This window comes from Streptomyces sp. NPDC002403, assembly GCF_053593015.1.
Window position 1 is genome coordinate 93,201 of the sequence record NZ_JBSFBQ010000001.1, and the last position, 25,836, is coordinate 119,036.

23 protein-coding genes and 1 pseudogene are annotated in these 25,836 nt (G+C 72.8%); 15 read left to right on the forward strand and 9 right to left on the reverse strand.

The annotated features are described in order from the left end of the window. Nucleotides 1-24 precede the first annotated feature (24 nt). From ACWCPY_RS00430 to ACWCPY_RS00440, 3 genes are read right to left on the reverse strand one after another with little or no spacing between them, the layout of a single operon-like run. The gene (locus ACWCPY_RS00430) at nt 25-1,671 is read right to left on the reverse strand and encodes a transporter (protein ID WP_451262098.1); all 1,647 of its coding nucleotides are present in this window, start codon (nt 1,669-1,671) and stop codon (nt 25-27) included. Next, entirely contained in the window at nt 1,668-2,498 is an 831-nt protein-coding gene (locus ACWCPY_RS00435; RefSeq protein WP_451262099.1) for an ABC transporter ATP-binding protein, read from the reverse strand. The genes ACWCPY_RS00430 and ACWCPY_RS00435 overlap by 4 nt, the downstream gene beginning before the upstream one ends. A 40-nt stretch (nt 2,499-2,538) precedes the next feature. After that, a complete protein-coding gene (locus ACWCPY_RS00440; protein ID WP_451262391.1) occupies nt 2,539-3,258 on the reverse strand; it encodes a bifunctional DNA primase/polymerase in 720 nt (239 codons plus the stop codon). A 305-nt stretch (nt 3,259-3,563) separates the two neighbouring features. Here ACWCPY_RS00440 and ACWCPY_RS00445 point away from each other — a divergent pair, with 305 nt between their 5' ends. Further along, on the forward strand, nt 3,564-4,946 hold the full coding sequence (locus tag ACWCPY_RS00445; RefSeq protein WP_451262100.1) for a transcriptional regulator: 1,383 nt from the start codon (nt 3,564-3,566) through the stop codon (nt 4,944-4,946). A 161-nt stretch (nt 4,947-5,107) separates the two neighbouring features. Beyond that, nucleotides 5,108-6,592 carry a hypothetical protein gene (locus ACWCPY_RS00450; RefSeq protein ID WP_451262101.1) on the forward strand — a complete coding sequence of 495 codons (1,485 nt, stop codon included), beginning with the start codon at nt 5,108-5,110 and terminating at the stop codon, nt 6,590-6,592. Between the two features lie 72 nt (nt 6,593-6,664). Here the strand turns inward: ACWCPY_RS00450 and ACWCPY_RS00455 are convergent, their stop codons facing one another. Further along, nucleotides 6,665-7,951, reverse strand: a complete 1,287-nt coding sequence (locus ACWCPY_RS00455) for an ABC transporter substrate-binding protein (protein WP_451262102.1) — start codon at nt 7,949-7,951, stop codon at nt 6,665-6,667. 174 nt (nt 7,952-8,125) lie between these two features. Between ACWCPY_RS00455 and ACWCPY_RS00460 the strand changes: the two genes are divergently transcribed. Continuing rightward, nucleotides 8,126-8,572 carry an SCO4402 family protein gene (locus tag ACWCPY_RS00460; protein ID WP_451262392.1) on the forward strand — a complete coding sequence of 149 codons (447 nt, stop codon included), beginning with the start codon at nt 8,126-8,128 and terminating at the stop codon, nt 8,570-8,572. Nucleotides 8,573-8,600: 28 nt separating this feature from the next. Continuing rightward, nucleotides 8,601-9,479 carry a formyltetrahydrofolate deformylase gene (purU, locus tag ACWCPY_RS00465; RefSeq protein ID WP_451262103.1) on the forward strand — a complete coding sequence of 293 codons (879 nt, stop codon included), beginning with the start codon at nt 8,601-8,603 and terminating at the stop codon, nt 9,477-9,479. A 34-nt stretch (nt 9,480-9,513) separates the two neighbouring features. On the opposite strand, the gene ACWCPY_RS00470 is transcribed toward purU, so the two are convergent. Both ACWCPY_RS00470 and ACWCPY_RS00475 read right to left on the reverse strand, forming a co-directional pair. Further along, the gene (locus tag ACWCPY_RS00470; protein WP_451262104.1) at nt 9,514-10,887 is read right to left on the reverse strand and encodes a zf-HC2 domain-containing protein; all 1,374 of its coding nucleotides are present in this window, start codon (nt 10,885-10,887) and stop codon (nt 9,514-9,516) included. Further along, nucleotides 10,884-11,459: an RNA polymerase sigma factor gene (locus ACWCPY_RS00475; protein ID WP_451262105.1), complete on the reverse strand. Its 576-nt coding sequence runs from the start codon at nt 11,457-11,459 to the stop codon at nt 10,884-10,886. The genes ACWCPY_RS00470 and ACWCPY_RS00475 overlap by 4 nt, the downstream gene beginning before the upstream one ends. Before the next feature lie 285 nt (nt 11,460-11,744). On the opposite strand from ACWCPY_RS00475, the gene ACWCPY_RS00480 reads away from it, so the two are divergent. Both ACWCPY_RS00480 and ACWCPY_RS00485 read left to right on the forward strand, forming a co-directional pair. After that, nucleotides 11,745-12,119, forward strand: coding sequence for an STAS domain-containing protein (locus tag ACWCPY_RS00480; protein ID WP_451262106.1), 375 nt, complete (start codon nt 11,745-11,747; stop codon nt 12,117-12,119). Between the two features lie 97 nt (nt 12,120-12,216). Next, the gene (locus tag ACWCPY_RS00485; RefSeq protein WP_451262107.1) at nt 12,217-12,738 is read left to right on the forward strand and encodes an EF-hand domain-containing protein; all 522 of its coding nucleotides are present in this window, start codon (nt 12,217-12,219) and stop codon (nt 12,736-12,738) included. Between the two features lie 48 nt (nt 12,739-12,786). Here the strand turns inward: ACWCPY_RS00485 and ACWCPY_RS00490 are convergent, their stop codons facing one another. Continuing rightward, nucleotides 12,787-14,325 (reverse strand): class I adenylate-forming enzyme family protein, encoded by a 1,539-nt coding sequence (locus ACWCPY_RS00490; protein WP_451262108.1) that lies wholly within the window; start codon nt 14,323-14,325, stop codon nt 12,787-12,789. Nucleotides 14,326-14,469: 144 nt separating this feature from the next. On the opposite strand from ACWCPY_RS00490, the gene ACWCPY_RS00495 reads away from it, so the two are divergent. The 4 genes from ACWCPY_RS00495 (at nt 14,470) to ACWCPY_RS00510 (ending at nt 18,828) form a co-directional block, all read left to right on the forward strand. After that, nucleotides 14,470-15,675 (forward strand): amidohydrolase family protein, encoded by a 1,206-nt coding sequence (locus ACWCPY_RS00495; protein WP_451262109.1) that lies wholly within the window; start codon nt 14,470-14,472, stop codon nt 15,673-15,675. A 7-nt stretch (nt 15,676-15,682) separates the two neighbouring features. Beyond that, entirely contained in the window at nt 15,683-16,843 is a 1,161-nt protein-coding gene (locus ACWCPY_RS00500) for an acyl-CoA dehydrogenase family protein (protein ID WP_451262110.1), read from the forward strand. Nucleotides 16,844-16,850: 7 nt separating this feature from the next. Beyond that, nucleotides 16,851-17,804, forward strand: coding sequence for an acyl-CoA dehydrogenase family protein (locus tag ACWCPY_RS00505; RefSeq protein WP_451262111.1), 954 nt, complete (start codon nt 16,851-16,853; stop codon nt 17,802-17,804). A gap of 517 nt (nt 17,805-18,321) precedes the next feature. Beyond that, complete coding sequence (locus ACWCPY_RS00510; protein WP_451262112.1) at nt 18,322-18,828, forward strand: ATP-binding protein; 507 nt, start codon at nt 18,322-18,324, stop codon at nt 18,826-18,828. 26 nt (nt 18,829-18,854) lie between these two features. On the opposite strand, the gene ACWCPY_RS00515 is transcribed toward ACWCPY_RS00510, so the two are convergent. After that, on the reverse strand, nt 18,855-19,781 hold the full coding sequence (locus ACWCPY_RS00515; protein WP_451262113.1) for a cyclase family protein: 927 nt from the start codon (nt 19,779-19,781) through the stop codon (nt 18,855-18,857). Nucleotides 19,782-19,864: 83 nt separating this feature from the next. Between ACWCPY_RS00515 and ACWCPY_RS00520 the strand changes: the two genes are divergently transcribed. From ACWCPY_RS00520 to ACWCPY_RS00530, 3 genes are all read left to right on the forward strand, one after another. Then, nucleotides 19,865-20,779: an SDR family oxidoreductase gene (locus ACWCPY_RS00520; RefSeq protein WP_451262114.1), complete on the forward strand. Its 915-nt coding sequence runs from the start codon at nt 19,865-19,867 to the stop codon at nt 20,777-20,779. Between the two features lie 65 nt (nt 20,780-20,844). Beyond that, nucleotides 20,845-22,041, forward strand: a complete 1,197-nt coding sequence (locus ACWCPY_RS00525; RefSeq protein ID WP_451262115.1) for an acyl-CoA dehydrogenase family protein — start codon at nt 20,845-20,847, stop codon at nt 22,039-22,041. Beyond that, nucleotides 22,038-23,087 carry a Zn-dependent alcohol dehydrogenase gene (locus tag ACWCPY_RS00530; RefSeq protein WP_451262116.1) on the forward strand — a complete coding sequence of 350 codons (1,050 nt, stop codon included), beginning with the start codon at nt 22,038-22,040 and terminating at the stop codon, nt 23,085-23,087. Before ACWCPY_RS00525 ends, ACWCPY_RS00530 begins: the two co-directional genes overlap by 4 nt. A gap of 28 nt (nt 23,088-23,115) precedes the next feature. Here the strand turns inward: ACWCPY_RS00530 and ACWCPY_RS00535 are convergent, their stop codons facing one another. After that, the gene (locus ACWCPY_RS00535; protein ID WP_451262117.1) at nt 23,116-24,099 is read right to left on the reverse strand and encodes a GlxA family transcriptional regulator; all 984 of its coding nucleotides are present in this window, start codon (nt 24,097-24,099) and stop codon (nt 23,116-23,118) included. A 142-nt stretch (nt 24,100-24,241) separates the two neighbouring features. Between ACWCPY_RS00535 and ACWCPY_RS00540 the strand changes: the two genes are divergently transcribed. After that, a complete protein-coding gene (locus tag ACWCPY_RS00540) occupies nt 24,242-25,471 on the forward strand; it encodes an MFS transporter (protein ID WP_451262118.1) in 1,230 nt (409 codons plus the stop codon). Further along, nucleotides 25,468-25,836, forward strand: a pseudogene (locus ACWCPY_RS00545) (ribosomal maturation YjgA family protein); the annotation flags it as partial. The gene ACWCPY_RS00540 and the pseudogene ACWCPY_RS00545, both read left to right, overlap by 4 nt.

A 25,836-nucleotide genomic window follows, 5' to 3' on the forward strand; every position in this document is an offset into this window, starting at 1 on the left:
ATCCGCCGCACGGCCGACGGACCCTCAGCCCTTGCTGACCGCCGCCAGGATCTCCGGGAGTCGGTCCGCCGTGCGGGGCGCGGCGATCCGCAGCCCCGCCCAGGTGATCAGCGCCCCGTACACCGCCCCCACGGGCAGCAGCAGCCACAACCACTGCTCCAGACCGGCGACGTGCAGCCAGATCGTCACCGCGATCGCGGGTGCGCAGAGCAGCCCCGCCGAGACCATGCCGCCGAAGATCGAGATCCAGGCGAGCCCGGCCTGCCCCGGCGCCACGTTCTTGAACGCCCCGTCCTGCGGGATCGAGTACGGGAAGTTCGCCGACGCCACCGCGCCCGTCGCCAGCATTCCGCCCAGCAGGGCGAGCGACAGCCCCATGACCTCCGGCAGGTCGCCCCAGTCACCGAGCACCCCGGCGGTCACCACGGTCACCAGGACCGTGTACGGCAGTGTGATCAGCAGCAACGCCAGGGCCCGCGCCCGCAGCTCCAGATAGGCGTCACGGGCCGAGGAGATCGTCAGCGCCACCATCCAGAACGCGGAGGTGTCCTGCCCGAACTGGTTGTACATCTGGATGCCGAGCATCCAGGCGGCGAAGCAGGCGAAGTAGATCGACCCGGTGCCCTGGAGCGCGTTGAGGATCGGCACGATCAGCCCGATCGCCAGCGCCGTGGTCCAGGCGGCCTTGGTCTTCGGATCGCGTGCGATGTACCGCAGGCTGCGCTCCATCACCGGCCCCGTGCGCCCCTGGGGCAGCAGCGCGGAAAGCCTGGAGCCGCCCTTGCCGGCCTTCTCGCGGCCCGGCCCGGCGGCGGCCAGGGTCGAGCCGTCCGGGGCCGTCATCAGCTTCACCAGGCTCCGCTGCCACAGCCACAGCAACGCGGCCAGCGCCGCGAAGGACAGCAGCAGTTGTACGAGTGCCTGTCCGTACGAGCCCCGCGACGCCGAGTCCACCGCGCCGACCGCCGAGGCGGGCGGCAGCCAGCGCACCACGTCCGCGGCCGGGTCGAGCGCGGCGAGCCCGCCCACCCGGCCGAGCCGCTGCGCACCGAAGTTGACGACCTGGAGGCCCACCGCGATCAGCAGCCCGCTGAGCACCGCGAGGTCGCGGCCCTTGCGCGACGTCAGCAGCCGGGTGTTGGCCGTGGCCACGGCCCGCGTCAGCGCCACGCACACCAGCAGCGTGAGCGGCGCGGCCACCACGGCGAACACCGCCCCGGCCGCCCCGCTCGCCACCGCGAAGGCCGATCCGGCCGCCAGGCAGAGCGTGAACAGCGGACCGATCCCGACCAGCGAGGCCGTCAGCAGCGCCCCGATCAGCGGGCGCGGCCGCAGCGGCAGCATCGCCAGCCGGCTCGGGTCGAGGGTCTCGTCGCCGCTGGGGAAGAACAGCGGCATCACCGTCCAGCCGACCGCCACCACCCCCGCCAGCAGCACGACGAGGGAGGCGGCGTGGGCGTGCCCGCGCAAGGCGATCAGCCCGAGCAGCAGGCCCGCGGCGAACAGCAGGGCGAAGACGACGGAGGCGATGTACGCGGCCCGCCGGCCGGCCGACTGCCGCAGTCCGTTGCGCAGCAGGGTCAGCTTCAGCCGTACGAAGACACCGACGAGCCCCTCGCCGGCGCCGGCCGGTCCGGGCGCGGCCCCCGCCGGGGCGTCGAGCACGCTCATCGCTTGCCGCCCAGCCAGTCCAGGGAGTCGCCGTCGGTGCGGGAGCCCGCGCCGACGAGTTCGAGGAAGGCGTTCTGCAGCGAGGACGCCTCGCCGCGCACCTCGGCGAGGGTGCCCCGGGCCCGGATCGTGCCGGCCGCCATGACGGCCACCCAGTCGCAGAGGGACTCGACGAGCTCCATCACATGGCTGGAGAAGACGACGGTCGCCCCCGAGCGGGTGTAACGCTCCAGGACCTCGCGGATGGTCTGCGCCGAGACCGGGTCGACGCCCTCGAACGGCTCGTCCAGGAAGAGCACTTCGGGATTGTGCAGCAGCGCCGCCGCGAGCCCGATCTTCTTCCGCATGCCGGTCGAGTAGTCCACGACCAGCTTGTGCTGGGCGCCCGCCAGGCCGAGCACGTCCAGCAGCTGGGTGGCCCGCTTGTCGACCTCGGCGCCCGGCAGCCCCCGCAACCTGCCGGTGTACGCGAGGAGTTCGCGCCCCGAGAGACGCTCGAAGAGCCGCAGCCCCTCCGGGAGCACCCCGATCCGGCCCTTCACCTCGACCGGGTCGCGCCACACGTCGTGACCGGCCACCTCGACGGTCCCCTGGTCGGGGCGGAGCAGTCCGGTGACCATCGACAGCGTGGTGGTCTTGCCGGCGCCGTTGGGCCCGACCAGACCGATGAACTTGCCCGCGGGCAGCTCCAGATCGATCCCGGCCACCGCGGTCTGTTCCCCGAACCGCTTCCACAGCCCCTGTACGCGCACGGCGGGCGGCGGCGTGGCCGGTCCGCCCGCCTCACCCGCCCGTGTCGCTCTGTCGGTCTCTGCCCGGTCCTGCATGATGCACTGCCTTTCGATGGCCCCGTTTTCAGGGACCACCCTACGAAAGGGCGCTCTGCGGGGGGCGGGTCCGTGCGTCGGCCGCTTCCCTGGCGCAGGCGTAGGCGAGCGGGCTGATGAGCTCCTCCGCGTCCGGCAGCCACCGGTTGGCGGAGGTGGGGCGGCGGGCCCACTGCACCGCCCCGCGCCCGCCGACCCGGGTCGGCGGACCGGTCACGTACTGGCCGTCGCCCCGGCCGACCAGATCGATGGCGGCGGCCCGCCAGCCCAACGTCCGTACGAGGCCGTCCGACTTGGCCGCCGCACCCGGCAGCACGAAGAAGGACATCCGCCGGTCGGGGCTGCACGTGACGGGGCCCAGGCGCAGGCCCATCCGCTCCATCCGGGCCAGCGCCAGGAAGCCCGCCGACTCCGGTACGTCGATGGCGTCGAAGGTGCGCCCGGTGGGCAGCAGGATCGACGCCTTCGGGTGCCTGGACCACATCCGGCGGGCCGCGGCACCGCTGCCGGTCGCCTGGCCCGCCCAGTCCGGACCGGCGGGATGGGCGCCGGGGGCGGCGCAGCCGGTGTCGCCGCAGGAGCACCGCTCGCTCCCCTCCGCCGCCTCCAGCCAGGTGCCCGGGCACACGTCCCAGTGCCGCTCCTCCGCGTACCGCACCGCTGCGTCCAGCAGTTGCTCGCCCCGCTGCAGGGGGACCTTCACGGCTTCCGTGACGACGACGGGCTCTTCGACTCCGATGGGCTCTTCCACGCAGAGCACAACTACGGCCAACGCCCGGGGTTACGGGCGCGCGAGGCGCGGACGCGGCGTACCGGTCCGGCACGCGGGGCGCATGGATGCATGGGCGGGGGCGCGCGTGAGGCGGTGCCCGGCGGGGCGGGTAGCCACATACGGGCAACCGCCGGGCGGCAGATGTGCGGGTCCGGAACGGTCGGCCTCTGTCATATGCCGACATGAATGACAAGGAACACGACGCACGTGACGAACACGATGAATCTGTGCATTTTCCGCGTAATCGCCGGGCAGTGATCGGCTCAATGATCACTGCGGCCTCAGGGGGAAACATGGCAGCCAGGCCTCTCGTCGCCCGCCAGCCGAACGAACGGCTCCAGGCGCTCATCCAGGAAGCCGGATGCTCCAACGCCGGCCTCGCCCGCCGCGTCAACATGGTCGGCGCGGAACGCGGGCTCGACCTGCGCTACGACAAGACGTCCGTGGCCCGTTGGCTCCGCGGACAGCAACCACGCGGCAGGGCACCGGGAATCATCGCCGAGGCGCTCGGCCGCAAGCTCGGCCGTACGGTCACGATCGACGAGATCGGGATGGCCAACGGCAAGAATCTGGCATCGGGCGTCGGCCTGCAGTTCGCCCCGACCGTGATCGGCGCGATCGAGCAGGTCTGCGAGCTGTGGCGCAGCGATGTCGGCCGCCGCGACTTCCTGTCCGGCTCGGCGGTCGCCTCCTCCGCGCTCGTCGAACCCAGCCGCGACTGGCTGATCACCGGAGCCGACCCGCAGGTGGCGCGGGCCGCCGGGTCCCGGGTCGGGATGCCGGACGTGGAGGCGGTGCGGGCGATGACGGCCGCGCTGGTCGACCTCGACCACCGCTTCGGCAGCGGGCATGTGCGGCCGGTCCTGGTGCACTACCTGAACAGCGTGGTCTCCGGGCTGCTCTCCGGGGCGTACCGGGAATCGGTCGGCCGGCAGCTGTTCGGGGCGGTCGCACGGCTCACCGAACTCGCCGGGTACATGGCGGTCGACACCGGCCAGCCGGGGCTCGCCCAGCGCTACTACATCCAGGCGCTGCGCCTGGCCCAGGCGGCGGGCGACCGGGCGTACGGCGGTTATGTACTGGCCGCCTCGATGAGCCATCTCGCCGCGCAGCTCGGCAATCCCCGGGAGATCGCCCAGCTGGCCCGGGCCGCGCAGGAGGGCGCGCGCGGGCGGGTCACCCCGAGGGCGGAGGCGATGTTCTACGCGGCGGAGGCCCGAGGCCACGCCCTGCTCGGCGACGCCCGCACGTGCCAGGCGGTGACGGGCCGCGCCCTGACGGCCATGGAGCAGGCAGAACCCGGCACGGGCGACGACCCCGACTGGATCGCCCACTTCGACCACGCCTATCTCGCGGACGAGCTGGCGCACTGTCACCGCGACCTCGGCCAGGCGGAGGCCGCCGAGCGCCGGGCGAAGGAGTCCCTGGCCGGCCATCCGGAGTCCCGGGCCCGCCGCCGCGGCATCGGTCTGGTGCTCCTGGCCACGGCCCAGGTCCAGATGCGCGAGGTGGAGCAGGCCTGCCACACGGGCACGCGGGCGATGGAGCTGCTGGGGTCGGTGCGCTCCGGCCGGGGCGCGGAGTACCTGGACGATCTGCAGCAGCGGCTGCTCCCGTACGGGGACGAGGCGGCGGTGCGCGAGTTCGGCGCGCGGCTGGAGCTCCAGGCGGCCTGACCGGGGGTGCGCGGGAAGCCGCCCCTTAACTGCGTCCCGGGAGCGCTGAGCGTTACAGCACCTGTGAAGGGCTGGTGAGTGACAGCACACGCTTGGCGGACGGCGGCAACCACCCGATAGCGTGAGCCGACGATTCCGTAGGTTTACACGTAGGAGTCCCGGTGACGCAGAGCGGACAGGGTGACGAGCAGCAGCTCCCTGCTGTACGGCCCGCGCACGAAGGTGTCGTGCTGCCCGCGGGTGGCGGCGAGCCCTGGATACCAGGGGGGCCCGCGGATCAGGCCGCCCCGGCGGGCGGCCAGCCGTGGGGGCAGCCCTGGGGGCCGCAGGCGGCGCACCAGGACGCCCCGCATCAGTCCCAGCCGCTGCCGCAGCCCCAGGCGCCCGCCCAGGGGCCGGGGGCGTACGGGCAGGGACCGTACGGACAGATGCCGCCGGGGCAGGGGTACGGGCAGCCGCCCGTCCCGCAGCACGCGCAGATGCCGCAGGCCCAGCCGTTGCCGCCGGTACAGCCCCAGCAGCCCTACCTGCCGCAGCAGCAACCACAGCCTCCGTATGCTCAGCAGCAGCCGCAGCCTCCGCAGGCCCACCAGCAGCAACCGCAGCCCTTCGGGCAGCCGTTGCCGCCCGAGGCCGGGCCCGGGGCGGGTCCCGGCGGGGACGCGGAGGCCACGCAGTACATCGCGCCGGTGGCCGGCGGTCCCGGGCCGGGCGGGCTGCCGCCGCAGCAGCAGGCGTACCAGCAGCAGCCCGGTCAGGGCGGCGACGCCGAGGCGACCCAGTACATCCCGCCGGTCCCGGGCGGCGCCCCGTACGGCATCAGGCCCGGGGCCCCGGGCGACCGGCAGCCGCCCGCCGAGTTCGACAACCTGTTCCGCAGCGACGAGCCGGCGGGCGCCACCCAGCAGATGCCCCATCTCGACCCCGGACCCCGCTACCAGGGCGACCGGCAGCCCCCGCAGCCCCCGCAGCCCGCGTACCGGCCGATGGACGAGGAGCCGCAGCAGCCGCGCAAGAAGCGGGCGCACGTCACGCTCATCGCGGCGGTCGTGGCCGGCTGCGCCGTCGTCGGTCTCGGCGCGGGTGCGCTGATGAGCGGCGGCGACGACAAGGGCAAGGACGACAAGCAGGCGGTGGCCGCGGCGAGTTCACCCGTCGGGGAGCCCGGGACGAAGGCCGCGTCCGATCCGGCGAAGCCGCAGGCCGAGGCGCTCGACAAGCTGCTCGCGGACAGCAACAACAGCCGCTCGGCGGTCATCGGGGCCGTGGAGAAGACCAAGAGCTGCACGGATCTGGACCAGGCCGTGACCGATCTGAAGGGCGCCGCCCAGCAGCGCCGCGATCTGGTGACCCGGCTGGAGGGGCTGTCCGTCGACAAGCTGCCGGACCACGCCCGGTTGAGCGACTCCCTCACCAAGGCCTGGCAGGCCTCCGCCGCCGCCGACGAGCACTACGCCGCATGGGCCGCGCAGGCCAAGAACGGCAAGAAGGTGTGCAAGCACGGGAAGGCGCGCACGACCTCCGAGACGCAAGCGGCCACCGTGCAGAGCGGCGAGGCCAGCAAGGCGAAGCGGCAGGCGTCGGAGCTGTGGAACTCGATCGCGTCGAAGTACGGGCTGACCCGTCGGGCGGCCACCGAGCTGTGACGGCGGGCGGGGCGGGGGAGTCCGGAACGGGCCCGCCGCCCCGCGCCGCGCGGATGCGCCGGAGCGCGGCGGTCAGCTCCTCGCGCTGGCGTCCGACAGGGTCTTCGCGACGTCCACGAAGCCCTTCCGGTCCGCGACGAGCCGTCCGTCGCGCACCACCTGGAACGTCACCCGGGTGTTGACGATCCGCGGATACGAGGACGAGCCCAGCACGTCCTCGAAGCTCCAGCGCAGCACCGGGGTGAGGCCGCCGGTGTCGGCCGGGGTGCCCGCGTTGAGGGCGGAGGCGAGCTTCCAGGCGTTGATCCGCGGGGAGTCGATCGCCTCCACGATCTCCTTCAGCACGGTGAACGCGACCCAGGTGGTCTGCACGCCCGTGTCGTCCGGGTCGATCCGGTTGTCGCCGAAGGCGTGCTCGCGGATCACGTTCCGCATCCCGTCCCAGCGGGCGTCGCCCGCGTCCGGGTACCAGCCGGTGATGTAGGCCCCCTCGAACGGGCTCTTCCGGCCGCCGGTGCTGTCGATCAGCGGCTGGTCGACGCTGCCGAGCACGGAGGAGATCCGTACGCTGCCGCTCCCGTACGACGGTTCGAGCCGCCGGAAGGAGTCGAAGAAGGTCTCCGTGCGCTTCCCGAGCACGGCCGTCACACAGCCGTCGGCCGCCCCCGCCGCTTCGAGTGCCGGCCCGGCGGCCGTGTCGTAGGAAGTGGCGGACTCCGACGCCCGGATGTCGGCGGGCGCGGGCCGGCCGGCCTCGGTGAGCCCCGTCCTGAGGAGCCACGCCTGGCCGTCGCCGCTCAGGGTGTCGGGCCGGACCACGGACACCCGCTCGCAACTGCGGGCCAGCTGCCGGGCGTTGCCGGCGAGCAGGGCCGGCTGGCCGCCGTTGACCGGATAGGAGTTGTAGCTGCTGAACTCCTCGTCGGAAGCGCCGTATCCGCCGATGTAGGGGATTCCGGCGGCCTCCAGCGGAGGCATGAACGCCGAGCCGTGCCGGCTGTACGAGCCGACGACCGCGACCGCCTTCTCCTTGACGGCCCGCCGGGCGCAGTTCGCCGCGCCGATCGAGGTGTCCTCCTCGTCGCAGGTGACGACGCGCAGTTCGTGGCCGTCCAGCCCGCCGTTGTCGTTGGCCCAGCGGGCATAGGTGCGCGCCATGGCGGTCATGCCCGCCATGTTCACCGCGTCCGGTCCGGCGACCCCGCTCGGGGCCCACGTCAGCACGGTGACGGGCTCCCTGGAGCCCCCCGTGGCCCCAGGGAGTACGCCGCAGCCGGTGACCAGCAACGCCCCGGCCGCCGCCGCACTTGTGAGGAACTTGTAGGGGCGGGGGGAGGTGGGGCGTCGCCATCCGGTCATGGGCATGAACGTTTCCGGCCGCGGGGTAACGCCGCAGTGTGCCCCGGTCAACGCTCGGTGACATCCCGGTGAATTGCGGGGGCCGGCGCGGGAGGCCGAAAAGGGAACGTACGATCGATGACCGTGCAGCAAGGTTCGGAGAACTCTTCCCGTCGCGGCCGTCGCTCCTCCACCATGGGCGGCATGCCGCTGAATGACATGCCTTGGTGGCGCTGGCGCAGCAACGTGCGCTCGGCGCTGCACATGCTCTCCGACCCCGTCTTCCACCACGAGTGCTGGCTGGCCGGCCGGGAGGGGTACGGAGACGTCACCGACGCCGTGTACCGCCTGGTCGAGGACACCTGGCTGGACAACTGGTCCGCCGAGAAATACATAGGGACGATCTTCCGCGACGCGGGCGAGGCCGCCCTCGTGGACGTCGCGGTGCTCCGGGTGCTGCGCATCATGCACCAGGTCGGCGCGGACGCACCCGTCTCGGCGTATCTGGAGCACCAGGGCTGGCCGGAGGCCGTGCAGGCCGCCCGCGAGGCCCATGTGCTGCTCGCCGGAAACGACGGCGAGGACCCCGACACGCCGCCGCGCTCCCTCGACGTGCTCCGCATTCTGACCAGGTCGGCCTGAGGGCGGCCGGGTGTGGGACGCTACGGGGATGACCGCGCCGCAGCCCGCTGAGACCGCCCCCGAGCAGTACGTCCTCACCCTCTCCTGCCCCGACAAAAAGGGCATCGTGCACGCCGTGTCGAGCTATCTCTTCATGACCGGCTGCAACATCGAGGACAGCCAGCAGTTCGGCGACCACGACACGGGTCTGTTCTTCATGCGGGTGCACTTCTCGGCGGACGCCCCGGTGACGCTGGAGAAGCTGCGGGCCAGTTTCGCCGCGGTCGGCGACTCCTTCCGGATGGACTGGCAGATCCACCGTTCCTCGGACCGGATGCGGATCGTGCTGATGGTCAGCAAGTTCGGGCACTGCCTCAACGACCTGCTGTTCCGCTCCCGGATCGGGGCGCTGCCGGTCGAGATCGCCGCCGTCGTCTCCAACCACACGGACTTCGCCGAGCTCGTCGCCTCGTACAACGTTCCCTTCCGGCACATCCCGGTGACCAGGGAGACCAAGGCCGCCGCGGAGGCCGAGCTGCTGGAGCTGGTCCGCGAGGAGAACGTCGAGCTGGTCGTCCTCGCCCGCTACATGCAGGTCCTCTCGGACGACCTCTGCAAGCAGCTGAGCGGCCGGATCATCAACATCCACCACTCCTTCCTGCCGAGCTTCAAGGGCGCCAAGCCGTACCACCAGGCACACGCCCGTGGTGTGAAGCTGATCGGGGCGACGGCGCACTATGTGACCGCGGACCTCGACGAGGGGCCGATCATCGAGCAGGAGGTCGAGCGGGTGGGTCACGGCGTCACGCCGGACCAGCTGGTCGCCATCGGACGCGATGTGGAGTGCCAGGCGCTGGCGCGGGCCGTGCAGTGGCACGCCGAACGCCGCATCCTGCTCAACGGCCGCCGTACGGTGATCTTCGCGTAGGTCCCGATCCGCCGGACGGGCCTCGGCCGGAGGCCTACAGGCGGCTCAGCGAGGCCGCCGCGAAGAGCACGTCGCGGATCGCCTCGCGGTCGCCCTCCTGACCGGCCGCCGCCTCCACCGGCGGCACATGCCCGGCCACCAGCCGGCAGAACTCCACGCCGTCGAGCGCCACCTGCGCCACGGTGTGCGCGGGGGAGCCGAGCGCGGCCGGGGAGTCCAGCGGGATGTACCAGTCGCCGCCGCCCGAGCCCTCGACCTCCAGATGCAGCGAACGGCCCGGTGAGCCGGCCGTCACCAGATGGCGGGCGGGCCCGGCGAGACCGGTCCTGCGGCGCTCGGCGAGCACGGCGGGCAGCAGCCGGGCCGCCAGGTCGATCATCCGGTTGAGGTGGGCGGCGGACGGCGCCTCGTACGGATAGTCCACCGCGTTCGCGATGTCGCCGCCGTGCACCCAGCACTCGAAGGCCCGGTCCAGCAGGGAGTCGTGCATCGGCAGGGCGAAGTCCCCGTACGAGACGGAGAGCTCGGAGACCCCGCGGCCGGCGAAGGACACCGTGCGGATGAGGGTGTGGCTCTGCTCGCGCCACGGTTCGTGGATCCGCCGGGTGGGCGGGCGCCGGGCGGCCGACCAGTACTTCTCGGTGCGGACGGTGGGCGAGAGCGGCCAGTCGGCACCGGGGCCGCGGGAGCCGTCGCCGAGTGCCACGTCGAGGCCGAGGGCGGCGCCGACCAGTCCGTCGACGGTCATGAGATGGCCGATGACGCCCGCGACCGTGGTCTTGCGGGTGGTCTCCTGCTCGCCCTCGAACCACTTCAGCCGGACCGGGGCGTGCCACTCCGAGTCGCCGATGTCACGGAGCAGCGCGTCCAGCCGCGCGGTCTCCGCGTCGTACGGCGAGGCCCAGTCCGGCACCGGGATGTCGGCCGGGCGGCGGCTCAGGCAGGCGTCGATCACCCGGGTGCGCAGCGTCGGATCGAGGTCCAGGCTGCGGTCGGTGTGCAGCAGCCCGACCGCGTCGCGCAGCCGCAGGGCCTCGTCGGCGCAGGCGGCGCACTCGGTCAGATGCGCCTCGACGGCCTCGGTCTCCTCCGGCGAGCAGGCCGCCAGGGCCCAAGCGCCGAGGAGCGCCTTCAGGACCCGGTGCCCCAGCACCGGCGGGCCGGGCGGGTCCGTCGGGCCGGATGGGTCGGACGGGTCCGGTGGTGGCACGGCGGTTTCCGGTTCCGGTGTCGTCGGTGGGCCCGGCCACGGCTCCCCGGGCGGGGCCGTGGGGACGGGTGGTGGCAGCGGTACGGCGGAGAGGTCGAGGTCGTCCGCGGCGGACCGTGGTCCCGGTATGCGCCGCGCGCCCCGCACCTCGTCCTCGCGTCCGCCGTCCTCGCGTCCGTTCGCGGCGTCGTCGGTCACAGGGGCCGTCCGTATCCGGGCGGCGACGTCCCTTCGAGCGGGCGGGTGTGTGCGGTGGAGAGCAGTTGCAGCCCGAGGCGGAGCCGACGGCGGGCCTCGTCCTCGGTGACCCCGAGGTCGGCCGCGGTCTGCCGGTAGTCCCGGCGCTGGATGTACGCGAGCTCCAGCGCGGCCCGCAGCGGGGCGGGCATGGACGCGACGATGTAGTCGGCCCGCGCCGCGGCCGTGGCCCGGTGCACCCGTTCCTCCAGCCCGATGCCGTCCTCGTCCTCGTCCTCGCGCAGGCTGTCCTCCTCGCGCAGCCGCCGCACGGACTGGCGGTGCGTGAGCCGGGCCACCCAGGAGCGCATCGAGCCCTGCTGGGGGTCGTAGGCGTCGGGGTTCTCCCACACGTAGCCGAAGACCTCGCGGGTCACCAGGTCGGCGGCGGTCTCGTCGTCGAGCATCCGGTGGGCCTGGCTGTGCACGAGCGAGGCGAACCGGTCGTACAGCTCGCCGAGAGCAGCCGCCTCACCGCGCGCCAGCCGCTGCTGCATCTTGCGGTCCCAGCGGGGTGGTGCGTTTCCAGCCATGCGACCCCCAGCCCTGTTCCCCTCGTCACACCGAATGTAGTCGGCGGTGCCGGAGATGCACGTCCCTTTGTGGCAAGTACGCCCGTGAAGAGGCCCGGGATGGTAGGGAATGCGTCCTGGAGCGGCGACGGAATCCAAGTCGAAGTGATCATTTCTGCCCGAATCCGAATGTGTCCTGACAGGTCGCTCGGTGTTTCATAGGGGTGCGGCCGGGGCAGCCGCGAAAAGGAGAAGGAACGGAAACTTCCGGATCGCCGGAATCCCCGGAGCGAGAGGGTCGGTCGCGTGACACTCAGAGTGGCCGAGAACGTGCAGGGTGAGTGGACCGTGCTGCGCGTACGCGGCGAACTGGATCTGGTGACGTCGCCCGCCGTACGCCAGTCCGTCCACGAGGCGGTCGCCGACGGCCGCCACGACGTGGTGCTCGATCTCTCCGAGGTCCTGTTCTGCGATTCCAGCGGCGTCGGCGTACTGATCGCCGCCCGTCGGCTGATGCACTCCTGCGGGGGCCGGCTGCGGCTGATCCTGCCGGCCCGGGGCGCGGAGGAGGGCTCCCACGTCAACCGGGTGCTCGCCGCCCTGGGCGTACGCCGTCTCTTCGACGTCTACCCCGACCGGTACGCGGCCGTCGACGAGCGGGCCCGGCCGCTCTCCGCGTGAGATCGCCCCGGTCGCGGCGGTCGTGACGAGCGGCAGGCGGCACCGGTGAAAGCGCGTAAGTGACACGTGACGCCTTCCGGCGTCGTACGCTCCCCGCATGGACAGCGCAGAGTATGAGCGCAAGATCGCCTTCCGCTTCGCCGCCTTCGACCAGGACGGCAGCGGATACATCGATCGCGCGGATTTCAGTGCCGCCGCCGCCCGTCTGCTCGCCGAGTTCGGTACGACGGCGCGCTGCGACAAGGGCCAGGCGCTCTACACCGGGGCCGAGGCGTTCTGGCAGGGCATGGCGGGCATCGCCGATGTGGACGGGGACCAGCGCGTCACCCGCGAGGAGTTCGTGGGCGGGGCCGTGAAACGGCTGCGCGACAACCCGGAGCGCTTCGCGGAGATCGCCCGCCCCTTCCTGCGCGCGGCGATCGCCGTGGCGGACCAGGACGGCCAGGGCGCCGCTTCGGTGGCCGCCATGGAGCGGGCGCTGCGGGTGCTGGGGGCCGACGCCGGGACGGCGGAGCTCGCGGCGCGGAGCCTGGACGCGGACCGGGACGGCCGGATCACCGAGGACCAGGCGGTCTCGGCGTTCGCCGACTACTTCACGGTGTTCGCCCCGGACGCGTAGGACCGGGAGGGGCGGGGCGGCGCCGGTCCCGCCGCCCCGCCCCTCCCGTCAGGCGAACTGCTCGCGCAGCCGGTACTTCAGCACCTTGCGCAGGGTCTCGTTGCGCGGCAGCGCCACCACCACCTCCAGCCGCTCCGGCAGCTTGTGCACGGAGAGCCCCTCGGCCCGCAGATACCCCGTGACCTGCGCCAGCGTCAGCGGCGCGGCGCCCGCCGGCTGTTCCACGACCGCGCAGACCAGCTCGCCCCGCTCCGGGTCCGGGAGCCCGATCACCGCGGCGTCCCCGACGTCCGGGTGCCGGTGCAGCAGGTCCTCTATCTCCTTGGCGGAGATGTTCTCGCCCTTGCGGATGATGATGTCCTTCAGGCGACCGGTGAGCACCAGATGCCCGCTCTCCCTGACATGGCCGACGTCGCCGGTGATCAGGAAGCCCTCCGCGTCGAACGCCGCCGCGGACGCCGCCGGGTCCAGATAGCCCGAGCAGACGGCCTCCCCGCGCAGCCGCACCTCGCCGTCCGTGCCCCGGGGCAGCGGCTTGCCGTCCTCGTCGGTGATCCGGATCTCCATGCCCGCCGGTGGCCGCCCCTCCGTCTCGGCCAGGTGTTCCACCGTGTCGTCGGGGGCGCCCATCGTGATCATGGGGACCTCGGTCATCCCGTACCCGTGGGTGAGCTGGACGCCCAGCTCCCGTACCGCCGCGTGGTAGATCTCCGGCGGCTTCGGCGCCCCGCCGCCCGCCAGCAGCCGCAGGGTGGGGATCAGCCTGCGGTCCGGGTCCTTGCGCTGCTCGGTCAGGAACATCGAGTAGAACGCCGTGGAACCGCCCGCGACCGTCACCCCGTGCCGGCGGTAGCCCTCCAGCGCGTCCGGCATGGCGAAGTGTTCGAAGAGGACCGCCGGGAAGCCGTACAGGAGCAGCATCACCGAGTAGTCGGGCCCGGCGACATGGGCGAAGGGGAAGGCCATCGAGCCGATGTCGTCGGCCGACAGGTGCAGCGCGTGGGCCAGGCAGGAGCCGCCCGCGATCAGGCTGCGGTCAGTGTGGAGGACGCCCTTCGGGTCGGAGGTGGTGCCCGAGGTCCAGTAGATCCAGCGCACCGCCGTGCCGTCCGAGGGGGGTGGCGGGAGCACCGACGGATCGCCGTCCGGCAGCGAGGCGTACGCCTCGAACACCGTCACCGGCCGGTCCGCCGCCAGCCGTCCGGCCATCGCGGTGTGGTCGAAGCCGCGCCAGGTGCCCGGTACGGCGAAGAACTCCGCCTGCGACTCGCGCAGCGCGAACCCCACCTCGCGGTCCCGGTAGAACGGGATGACCGGCGACTGCACCGCCCCGATCCGGGTCAGCGCGAACGACAGCAGCACCGTCTCGATCCGGGTCGGCAGCTGCCAGGCGACGACGCGGTCGGGGCGCACGCCCATCTCCCACAGCCCGGCCGCGACCCGCTCGCCGCGGGAGCGCAGCTCGCCGAAGGTCAGGGTGCGGTCGTCCTGGATCAGGAACGGGCGGTCCGGGGTCAGGGCGGCCCGGCGTTCGACGAGTTCCCAGAAGGTGCCCGATGCACCCAGGGCGTGCGCGGTTTCGGTCACGGCGAACCCCTCACAGCTGACGGACAGTCAGATAGTGCGGAGAGCGTAGAGCGCTGCGCCTTGTCGGTCCAGGGGTGCGGGGCTAGCCTGAGTCCGACGTCAATCTGACGGGTCATCAGAAATGCGTGCGCCGAAGGGGACACCATGACGGAACTGCCTCGGATCGTCAGCGTCGACGACCATGTGATCGAGCCGCCGCACCTCTTCTCGACCTGGCTGCCCGCCAAGTACCGCGAGCGAGGCCCGCAGCCGCTCACCGCGGGCATCGGCGAGCTGGCGTACACGGGCGGCAAGTACGTCATCACGATGGACCCGGACGGCCCGCCCACCGACTGGTGGATCTACGAGGACCTGAAGTTCCCGTACAAGCGCAACATCGCCGCCGTCGGCTTCGACCGCGACGACATGACGCTGGAGGGGATCACCCGGGCGGAGATGCGGCCCGGCTGCTGGGACCCGGCCGAGCGGCTCAAGGACATGGACCTCAACCACGTCGAGGCGAGCCTCTGCTTCCCCACCTTCCCGCGCTTCTGCGGCCAGACCTTCGCCGAGGCCCACGACAAGGAGGTCGCGCTCGCCTGCGTGCGCGCCTACAACGACTGGATGGTGGAGGAGTGGTGCGGCGACAGCGGCGGCCGGCTCATCCCGCTCTGCATCATCCCGCTCTGGGACATCGACCTGGCCGTCGCCGAGATCAGGCGGAACGCGGCACGCGGGGTGCGGGCGGTGACCTTCTCGGAGATCCCCACCTACCTCGGGCTGCCGTCGATCCACACCGGCTACTGGGACCCGTTCTTCGCCGTCTGCCAGGAGACCGGCACCGTCGTCAACATGCACATCGGGTCCAGCTCCCAGATGCCCGCCGCCTCGCCGGACGCCCCGCCCGCCGTACAGGCCAGCCTCTCCTTCAACAACGCCATGGCCTCGATGATGGACTTCCTGTTCAGCGGGGTCCTGGTGAAGTACCCCCGCCTGAAGCTCGCCTACAGCGAGGGCCAGATGGGCTGGATCCCGTACGCCCTGGAGCGCGCCGACGACGTCTGGGAGGAGCACCGGGCCTGGGGCGGGGTGCGCGGTCTGATCCCCGAGCCGCCGTCCACGTACTACTACCGGCAGATGTTCTGCTGCTTCTTCCGCGACAAGCACGGCGTCGCCTCGCTCGACGTCGTCGGACGGGACAACGCGACCTTCGAGACCGACTACCCGCACGTCGACTCGACCTTCCCGCACACCAAGGAGGTCGCCCTCGACCACGTCAAGGGACTGGACGACGAGACCGTCTACAAACTGATGCGCGGAAACGCGATCCGGATGCTCGGTCTGGACCTGGACCGGGACCGCGAGAAGTAGGCCCGCGATGGACCTCGCGTACACGGAGGAGGAACAGGAGTTCCGGGCGCGGCTGCGCGAGTGGCTGGCCGCCGTGCTCCCCGGGCTGCCGGCGAAGCCCGGCCCCGACGACTGGCCGGGGCGCCGCGCGTACGACACGGCCTGGCAGCGGATGCTGTACGACGCGGGCTACGCGGGTCTGCACTGGCCCGTCGACGCGGGCGGCCGGGGCGCGACCCCGACCCAGCACCTGATCTTCCTGGAGGAGACGGAGCGGGCCGGGGCCCCGTACGTCGGCGCGAACTTCGTCGGCCTGCTGCACGCCGGCCCGACGATCGCCGCCGAGGCCACCGCGGAGCAGCGGGCCCGCTGGCTGCCGCCGGTGCTGCGCGGCGACGAGATCTGGTGCCAGGGGTTCAGCGAGCCCGACGCCGGGTCGGACCTCGCCGCGCTGCGGACCAGGGCGGTGCGCGACGGCGACCACTACGTGGTGAGCGGCAGCAAGATCTGGACCTCGCACGCCGAGGTCGCCGACTGGTGCGAGCTGCTGGTGCGTACGGACCCGGCGGCGCCCCGGCACCGCGGGATCAGCTGGCTCGCGATGGAGATGGACGCCCCCGGGGTCACCGTCCGCCCGCTGCGCACCCTCGCCGGGTCCACCGAGTTCGCCGAGATGTTCCTCGACGAGGTGCGGGTGCCGGTCTCCCACCGCGTCGGCGCGGAGAACGACGGCTGGCGGGTCACCATGGTCACCCTCTCCTTCGAGCGCGGCACGGCCTTCGTCGGCGAGGTCGTCGCCTGCCGCCGCACCCTGGCGGCACTGGCGGCCGAGGCCCGGCGCACCGGACGCTGGGACGACCCGGTGCTGCGCCGCAGGCTGGGCAGGCTGAACGCCGAGTTCCGGGCGCTGTGGCGGCTCACCCAGTGGAACGTCAGCGAGGCGCAGCGGGCCGGGGCCGGCGGCGTGCCCGGGACCGGCGGCTCGGTCTTCAAGCTGCGCTACTCGCACGCCCGCCAGGAGCTGTACGAGGCGGCGGCCGAGGTGCTCGGCGCGGACGGCGCGGACCTGGACCGGGAGTGGGTACTGGACCGGCTCTCCTCGCTCTCGTACACCATCGCCGCGGGCACCTCGCAGATCCAGCGGAACATCGTCGCCGAACGCATACTCGGCCTGCCGAAGGGGCGCTGACGCACTCATGGACTTCCAGCTCTCGGACGACCAGCGGGCCCTGCGGGCGGGGGTGCGGGAACTCCTCGCCGGACGGTTCGGCAGGGACCGGATGCGGGCCGCGCTGGACGCCGGCACCGGCGCCGGCCGGGCGCTGTGGCGGGAGCTCGGCGAAGCCGGGTTCTTCGCGCTGCGGCTGCCGGAGGCGCAGGGCGGTGTCGGTCTCGGGCTGCCCGAAGCGGTTCTGCTCTTCGAGGAGGCGGGGCGCTCGCTGCTGCCCGGGCCGCTGATCGCCACCCATCTCGCCGCCGGTGCGGCGAAGGGCGCGGCGCGCGGCGAGACGGTGGTCGCCGTGCTCGACGCGGGGCAGCCGGTGGCGCACCTGGGGGAGGCGGACGCGCTGCTCGTCCTGGCCCCGGGGGACGCGCCGCGGACGACGGGCGGCACGCTGCGGGACGCCGCACCGGTACGGGACGCGGCCGGCCCCGTACGGTCGGCCGACCCGTTCACACCCCTGTGGCGGGTCACCGAGCCGGTGGAGGCGGGCGAGCCGCTGCCCGGGGGCGGGCGGCTGCGCGAGGAGGGCGCCCTGCTCTCCGCCGCCGAACAGCTCGGCAGCGCCGCCCGGACAACCGAGATGGCGGTCCAACACGCCGGTACGCGCGAACAGTTCGGCGCACCCATCGGCTCCTTCCAGGCGGTCAAACACCTGTGCGCCGGAATGCTGGTCCGTGCCGAACTGGCCCGCAGCGCCGTGTACGCGGCGGCCGTGACCGCGGACCCGGTCGAGATCGCGGGCGCCAAACTGCTCGCCGACGACGCCGCGGTCCGCAACGCGCGCGACTGCCTCCAGGTGCACGGCGGCATGGGCTTCACCTGGGAGTCGGACGTACACCTGCACCTCAAGCGGGCCTGGCTGCGGTCCGGGCAGTGGCTGACGGCGGCGGCGGCCGAGGAGGTGCTTGCGGGGGACCTGTGCTGAAGCCGGACGGGTTCCGTGCAGGTCTCCGGCCCCCGGAAGCGGGTCGCCGCCCGACGCACGCCTGTCACAGGCAGCGGTATGAGCCTCACGCTGCGGAGTTACGCAGTGCAGTCGGCGGGCGCGGGCGCCGTCCCGGGCCCTTCACGTATTCCGTCACGGGGTGGAGTCGGCGCCCGGCTCGGGTACGCTCCGTTGGATGCGACAGGAACTGGAACCGGGCGATCCGGGTGTTGCCCGTGCGGCGACTCCGGTCCGGGAGAGGTGCCCTGCTCGCTTTCCAGGCAGAGGCGCCGGGCGAGCCCGGGAGGCGGCTCCCGCGGCCTCTGCGCGCCTCTGTTCGACTCCCCGCAACGTGCGTCGCACAGTATGCACCACGCGTACTCCTTCGCGCTGGAATATGCCCGAAGCGCTTGTTGCGGTGACTGTACGTCAACCATGCTGTCTCGCAGGGGAGTCACGTTCCGTGACCCCGAGGAGGCGCGAGGCGATGTGTCCGCCGGTTCGGATGGTGTGAGCGGTGCAGGTGCTTCAGGTTCAGCTGGAGGTCGGGCCGGATCCCGCGGAGGTCGGGCGGGCCCGTAGATGGGCCCGGTCGAGACTGGTCGGGTCCGGGATAAGGGACGACGAGCCGCTGGCCGAGACGCTCATCCTGCTGATCTCGGAGCTGGTCACCAACGCGGTGGTGCACACCGGGTGTCCGGCCGTGCTGCGCATGCTGTTCGGCCCGACCGGCGCGGCCGGTGCGGCCGGGACCGTCCGGGTCGAGGTGGCCGATGCCAGCTGCCGCCCGCCGCAGCAGCGCCACGCGGCGGGCGAGGACACCAACGGCCGGGGCCTGGAACTGGTCGACGGCCTCGCCGACCGCTGGGGCTGGCAGCCGGAGGGCGCGGGCAAGCGCATCTGGTGCGAGGTCGACCGGGGCGCGCCGCTGATCCAGCTGTCGTCGCACCCCGGCGCGCAGGGCGCGGGCGACGCGGACCGCGAGGTGCGCAAGGTTTCGCGCGCCGTGACGCATCTTGCATAAAGGTTAAAGCAGTTGCTCCGGGCGGGTCAGAGGATCGCGACGGGCGCCACCGGAGTGCCGGTCGCACCGACGAACGGCTCCGGCATCGCGGAGAGCAGGAAGGCGTACCGCCGCTCCTGCGCACAGGCTGTGGACAGCGCCTCCAGGTTCCAGTTCTGGCCCTGGAGCATGCCCATCTCGACCAGGTCCAGCGCGTGCACCCCCAGCCACAGATCGTCGATCTCCGGCGGGAAGATCTCGAAGGTCAGGGTGTCGTTGGCGACCGCCGCCGCATCACGGGCGCGGAACCACTCGGGCGTCCGGACCGAGAGGCCGGGCGAGGGATAGCCGTACGCGTGCTTGTCGCCCGCCAGCAGGACCTGCACCTGACCGGTCCGTACGAGCACGATGTCGCCGGACCGCACACGCACCCCCGCCAGCTCCTCGGCCGCCTCCAGGTCCTCGGGGGTGACCGCGTGGTCGCCGGGCAGCCGGTCCGTGCCCAGGGCGCGTGCCACGTCGAGCAGCACCCCGCGCGAGACGATGTGCGGGGCCTTGTCGATCCCGCTGAACTCCGCGCCGCCGTGTGCGGTGATCGTCGCGGCCGGGCGGCCGTTGTAGATCCTCCCCGAGTGCGAGGCATGGGTCAGGGCGTCCCAGTGGGTGGCCGTCTGCAGGCTCAGGACCGCGGTGTCGTCGCTGGTGGCGACGGTGCCGGGGCCGAAGAGCTCCTGGTTGATCTGGACCATGGTGTGCAGCGGATTGATCCGCCCGGGGATCAGCCCGCTCTGCACGCCGTCCTGCTGGAGGGGGAGCGCGAGCGGTATCCGCAGACCGCTGCGGACGGTGGCGGCGGCCTCGCGCACCACGGCGTCGGTGATCAGGTTGAGCGTCCCGATCTCGTCGTCGGCGCCCCAGCGGCCCCAGTTGTTGACCCGCTTCGCGATGTCGTGGAACTCGGCCGGCAGTGACATGGCGCCTCCTGGGGCTTGTGCTCGTGGACCTGATGGCCCATAAAATCTAACGGTCCGTCAGAAACCGCGGGAAGGGGCCGGGCATGGGGAACTTCTTGGCAGGCAAGGTGGTGGCCGTGACGGGTGCCGGGCGCGGCATCGGGCGGGCGGTCGCGCTCGCGGCGGCGGCCGAGGGGGCGCGGGTCGTCGTCAACGACTACGGCGTCTCCATCGAGGGCGGCGAGCCGAGCAGCGAGGTCGCCGAGTCGGTCGTCAAGGAGATCGAGGCGGCGGGCGGCGAGGCGGTGGCGGTCGCCGACGACATCTCCACGATGGCGGGCGGCCGGCGGATCGTGGACACGGCGCTCGCACGGTTCGGGCGGATCGACGGGGTCGTCTGCGTGGCCGGGATCCTGCGGGAACGGATGCTGTTCAACATGTCCGAGGAGGAGTGGGACCCGGTGATCGCCACCCACCTCAAGGGCACCTTCACCGTCTTCCGGGCCGCGTCGGCGGTGATGCGCAAGCAGGACGGCGGCGGCACCCTGATCGGCTTCACCAGCGGCAACCACCAGGGCAGCGTCGCCCAGGCCAACTACAGCGCCGCGAAGGGCGGGATCATCTCGCTGGTCCGGAGCGCGGCGCTCGGCCTGCACAAGTACGGCGTCACGGCCAACGCCGTCGCCCCGGTCGCCCGGACCCGGATGTCCGCCAACGTCCCCATGGAACTCAAGGAGATCGGCGAGCCGGAGGACGTGGCGGCGCTCGTCGTCTACCTGCTCAGCGACCGGGCCCGCCAGGAGAAGATCACCGGCCAGGTGTACACGGTCGCGGGGCCGAAGATCGCGGTCTGGGCCCAGCCGAGGGAGCTGCGGGCCGGATACGTGGAGGGGGCGTGGACCCCGGAACGGATCGCGGACTTCCTGCCGGGGACGGTGGGCACCGACCCGATGCCGATGCTGGCGCGGCTGGAGGAGATGGCCGCGGCGGCCGCGGCGAAGGCCCGGCCCAACGCGTGAACCCGCCTCGCCGGGGCTCCGCCCCGGCCGGGCCCGATGGTGAGCGGCAACGGTCAGGAGGCACCGTGGACTTCAGCTTCGGCCCCGACGACACCGCCTTCCGGGAGAAGGCCCGTACCTGGCTGGAAGCGCACCTCGTCGGCGCGTACGCGGCGGCGGCCGGCACCGGCGGCCCCGGCAGCGAGCACGAGGGCTTCGCGGTCCGCCGAGCCTGGGAGCGCGAACTGGGCCGCGACGGCTGGATCGGCCTCGGCTGGGAGCACCGCGCCGCCGGCCACGGCAACCGTCGCGCGAGCCTCACCCAGCAGGTCGTCTGGGCCGAGGAGTACGCCCGCGCCGCCGCCCCCGCCCGGGTCGGCCACATCGGCGAGAACCTCCTCGCCCCGACCCTGATCGCCTACGGCAGCGAGGAGCAGCAGCGCCGCTTCCTGCCCGCCGTGGCACGCGGCGAGGCGCTCTGGTGCCAGGGGTACAGCGAGCCGGACGCCGGATCGGACCTCGCCGCGGTCCGCACGGCCGCGGTGCCCGACCGGAGCCGCGGCGGCCACCGGGTGACCGGGCAGAAGATCTGGACCTCGCTCGCCAAGGAGGCCGACTGGTGCTTCGTGCTGGCCCGTACGGAGCCCGGCTCCCGCCGCCACCACGGCCTGTCGTTCCTGCTCGTGCCGATGGACCAGCCCGGCAGGGTCGAGGTCCGGCCGATCCGCCAGATGTCGGGGACCAGCGAGTTCAACGAGGTCTTCTTCGACGGGGCGCACGCCGAGGAGTGCGTCGGCGGCGAGGGCAACGGCTGGACCGTCGCCATGGGGCTGCTGGCCCTGGAGCGCGGCGTCTCCACGCTCGTCCAGCAGATCGGCTTCGCCGCCGAACTGGACCGGGTGGTCCGCGCGGCCATGGACAGCGGCGCCGTCACCGACCCGGTCCTGCGCGAACGCCTCGTACGGCAGTGGGCCCAGCTGAGGACCATGCGCTGGAACGCCCTGCGCACCCTCGGCTCCACCGGCGACCCCGGCGCGCCCAGTGTGGCGAAGCTGCTCTGGGGCGGCTGGCACAAGCGCCTGGGCGAACTGGCCGTGCAGGTCGGGGGCGCGGCGGCGGCCGTCGGCCCGGACGACTGGTCGGCGAAGGAACCGTACGGACTCGACGAGGCACAGCGCCTGTTCCTGTTCACCCGGTCCGACACCATCTACGGCGGCTCGGACGAGATCCAGCGGAACATCATCGCCGAGCGGGTGCTCGGCCTACCGAGGGAGCCGAGATGAGAGGCGTCGTCTTCGACGGCAAGCGGACCGAGGTCGTCGACGATCTGGAGATACGCGACCCGGGCCCCGGCGAGGTGCTGGTGGCGGTGGCCGCGGCCGGGCTGTGCCACAGCGACCTCTCGGTGATCGACGGGACGATCCCGTTCCCGTCGCCGGTGGTGCTCGGGCACGAGGGCGCGGGCGTGGTCGAGGCGGTCGGCGCGGGCGTCTCCCATGTGGTGCCCGGCGACCACGTGTCGCTGTCCACGCTGGCCAACTGCGGGGCGTGCGCCCAGTGCGACCGGGGGCGCCCGACCATGTGCCGCAAGGCGATCGGGATGCCGGGGCAGCCGTTCGCACGGCGCGGGAACCCGCTGTACCAGTTCGCGTCCAACTCGGCCTTCGCCGAACGGACCCTGGTCAAGGCCGTGCAGGCGGTGAAGATCCCGGCGGACATCCCGATGACCTCCGCGGCGCTGATCGGCTGCGGGGTGCTGACGGGTGTCGGAGCCGTGCTCAACCGGGCGAAGGTCGACCGGGGCGACACGGTCGTGGTGATCGGCACCGGCGGCATCGGGCTCAATGTGATCCAGGGCGCCCGGATCGCGGGCGCGCTGACGATCGTCGCCGTCGACGCCAATCCGGCGAAGGAGGCGGCGGCCCGGCAGTTCGGCGCGACGCACTTCCTGACCTCGGCGGACGGCGTGCGGGAGATCCTGCCGGGCGGCGCCGACCACGCCTTCGAGTGCGTGGGCCGTACGGAGCTGATCCGTACCGCGATCGACCTGCTCGACCGGCACGGCCAGGCGATCCTGCTGGGCGTCCCGGCCGCGACGGCGGAAGCCTCGTTCCTCGTCTCGTCGATGTACCTGGACAAGTCGATCCTGGGCTGCCGGTACGGCTCCTCGCGCCCGCAGCGGGACATCGCGCTCTACGCGGAGCTGTACCGGGAGGGCCGGCTGCTCCTGGACGAACTCGTCACCACCACCTACCCGGTGGAGGACTTCGACAGGGCGGCGGACGACGCGCACCACGGCCGGGTGGCGCGGGGCGTGCTGGTGTTCTGACCCTCCGGGCAGCGCCCCCAGGCGCCCCTCAGGCGCTCCCGGCGCGGAAGGTGCGCCGGTACACCGTCGGGGACACCCCCAGCGCCGCCTGGAGGTGCTGCCGCAGTGACGTGGGCGTCCCGAAGCCCGCGTCCCGCGCCACCTGGTCGATCGACAGATCCGTCGACTCCAGCAGGTGCCGGGCCCGTTCGACCCGCTGCCGGGTCAGCCACTGGACGGGGCTGACCCCGACCTCCTCCCGGAACCGCCGGGTGAAGGTGCGCACGCTCATCGACTCCTGCTGCGCCATGTCGCGCAGCAGGATCGGGTGCTCCAGCCGCCCGAGCGCCCAGCTGCGCGCGGTGGTCGTGGTCGCGAACCGGGCCTCGGGCAGCGGGCGTTGGATGTACTGCGCCTGTCCGCCGTCCCGGTGCGGGGGCACGACCGTGCGGCGGGCGACGTCATTGGCGACGGCGGTGCCGTGGTCCCGGCGCACGATGTGCAGGCAGAGGTCGATCCCGGCGGCGACCCCGGCGGAGGTCAGGACGTCCCCGTCGTCGATGAACAGGACGTCCGGGTCGACCCGGACCCCGGGGAAGAGCCGCTGGAAGTGGTCGGCGTGCGACCAGTGGGTGGTGGCGGGGCGCCCGTCGAGACACCCGGCGGCGGCCAGCACATAGCTGCCCGTGCAGATCGATACCATCCGGGTCCCCGGCCTGATGCGGGCGAACGCGGCGGCCAGTTCGTCGGTGAGCCTGCCCTCGTCGAAGACGGGGCCGAGTTCGTAGCTGGCGGGAACCACCACCGTGTCGGCGGTGGCCAGGGCCTCGGGGCCGCGTTCGACGGTGATCGTGAAGTCCGCGTCGGTACGGACGGGGCCCGGCGGGCGGACGGAACAGGTCACGACTTCGTACAGGCGGCGGCCCTTCTCGTGCGGCTCGATGCCGAACGCGCGGCCGAATATCCGCTGGGGGATGCCCAGTTCGAAGGGCAGCAGCCCGTCGAGGGCCAGGACGGCGATTCGGTGCGGCATTGGCGGACTCCCTTCACCCCTAGTGGTATAGACCTCAACCCTGATACATGTCACTCCTGTGAAGGAAAAGTCAGCGCAATACCCGCGCATTCCCGCCGCCGGACACGATGGCGCGCAGCCCCTTTCGCCCGGTTCCCGTGATGTGTACGCAAGGGGCGGTGGACTCGGTGACGGCGGGGCCGAGGGGCTCTGGAACCGCAACTTCCGGCTCTTCTTCGTCGCCCGTACCGCCGCGCTCTTCGGGGACGGCATGATCCCGGTGGCCCTCACGGCGGGGCTGCTGGGCGCGGGGCGCCCGCACTCCTCGGTGGGGTTCGCGCTCGCGGCCTGGATGGGGCCGCTGGCGCTCTTCGTGCTCTTCGGCGGCGTGCTGGCGGACCGGTTCACCCCCCGCCGCATGATGATCATCGCGGATGCCCTGCGGCTGGTCGGGGCCTCGGTGCTGGCGTTCTCCTTCGCCACCGGGAACCCGCCGCTGTGGGCGGTGTACACGCTCAGCGCGGTGGCCGGTGTGGGCGCCGCGCTCTTCCAGCCGGGCGTCGCCTCGACCGTGCCCCGGGTCGCCTCGGACGTGCAGCGGGGCAACGCGGTGCTCAGGGTTTCCGAGGCGCTGATGACCATGGCGGGCCCGGCCTTCGCGGGCATGCTCGTCGGGCTGGCCAGCGCCGGGGCGGTCTACGCGGCGAACGCGTCGACGTTCCTGGTCTCCGGCCTCTGCCTGTTCCTGCTCCGGCTCGCCCCGGCCCCGTCGGACGAGGCGCAGCGCGGCGGCTTCGTCGCCGAACTGGCCGACGGCTGGCGGGAGTTCCGGGCCCGCAGCTGGCTGTGGGGGGTGATCGCGATCTGGACGGTGTACGGCTTCACGGTGCTCGGCCCGATGCTGCCGCTCACCGCGGTCGAGGTCACCGAGGCGCACGGCTCGGGGACGTACGGCGTGATGATGGCGGTGAACGGCGCGGGCAGCGTCGTGGGCGGGCTGCTCGCCCTGCGGCTGAGACCCCGCCGCCCGCTCGCGGCGGGCGCCGTCGCGCTGACCGGGGTCTGTGTGAACCTGCTGGTGCTGGGTCTCGGGCTGCCGGTGCCCGCGCTCGGGGCGGGGCAGTTCACGGCGGGCGCGGCATTCGCGTTCTGGCTGGTGATGTGGTCGACGACGGTCCAGACCCATGTGCCGCCCGAGGCGCTGAACCGCCTGCACGCGTACGACGTGGCGGGCTCGCTGCTGATGCTGGCGGCGGGCCGGGCCCTGGCCGGACCGGTCGCGGACCGGGTGGGCGCGCCCGAGCTGCTGCTGGCCGGAGCGGTGATCAACCTGCTGGTGGTGGCGGTACTGCTGGTGTCCCGGCCGATCAGCCGGCTGGAGCGGATCAGATGACCGGGGCGGGCCGGCCGGGGGCCGCACGCGCCCGTGCGGTCGCGGTCGGGGCCGCGGTGCTGACCGTCCTCGCCGGGCTCGGGGTCAGGGCGTTCATGGACGGCGCCTTCGCCAAGTACGCCGGGGACGCGTTCTACACGGTGCTGATCTGCGCCCTGGCCGCCGTGATCGCGCCCGGCGCGCGCCCGGTCGTCAAGGCGGGGGCGGGGCTGGCGTTCAGCTGGGCGGTGGAACTGCTGCAACTGACTGGGGTGCCCGCCGATCTCTCCCGGCACAGCACGGCGGCCCGGCTGGTGCTCGGTTCGACCTTCGGCGCACCCGATCTGTTCTGGTACGCGGTGGGGGCGGCGTTCGCCTGGGCGGTG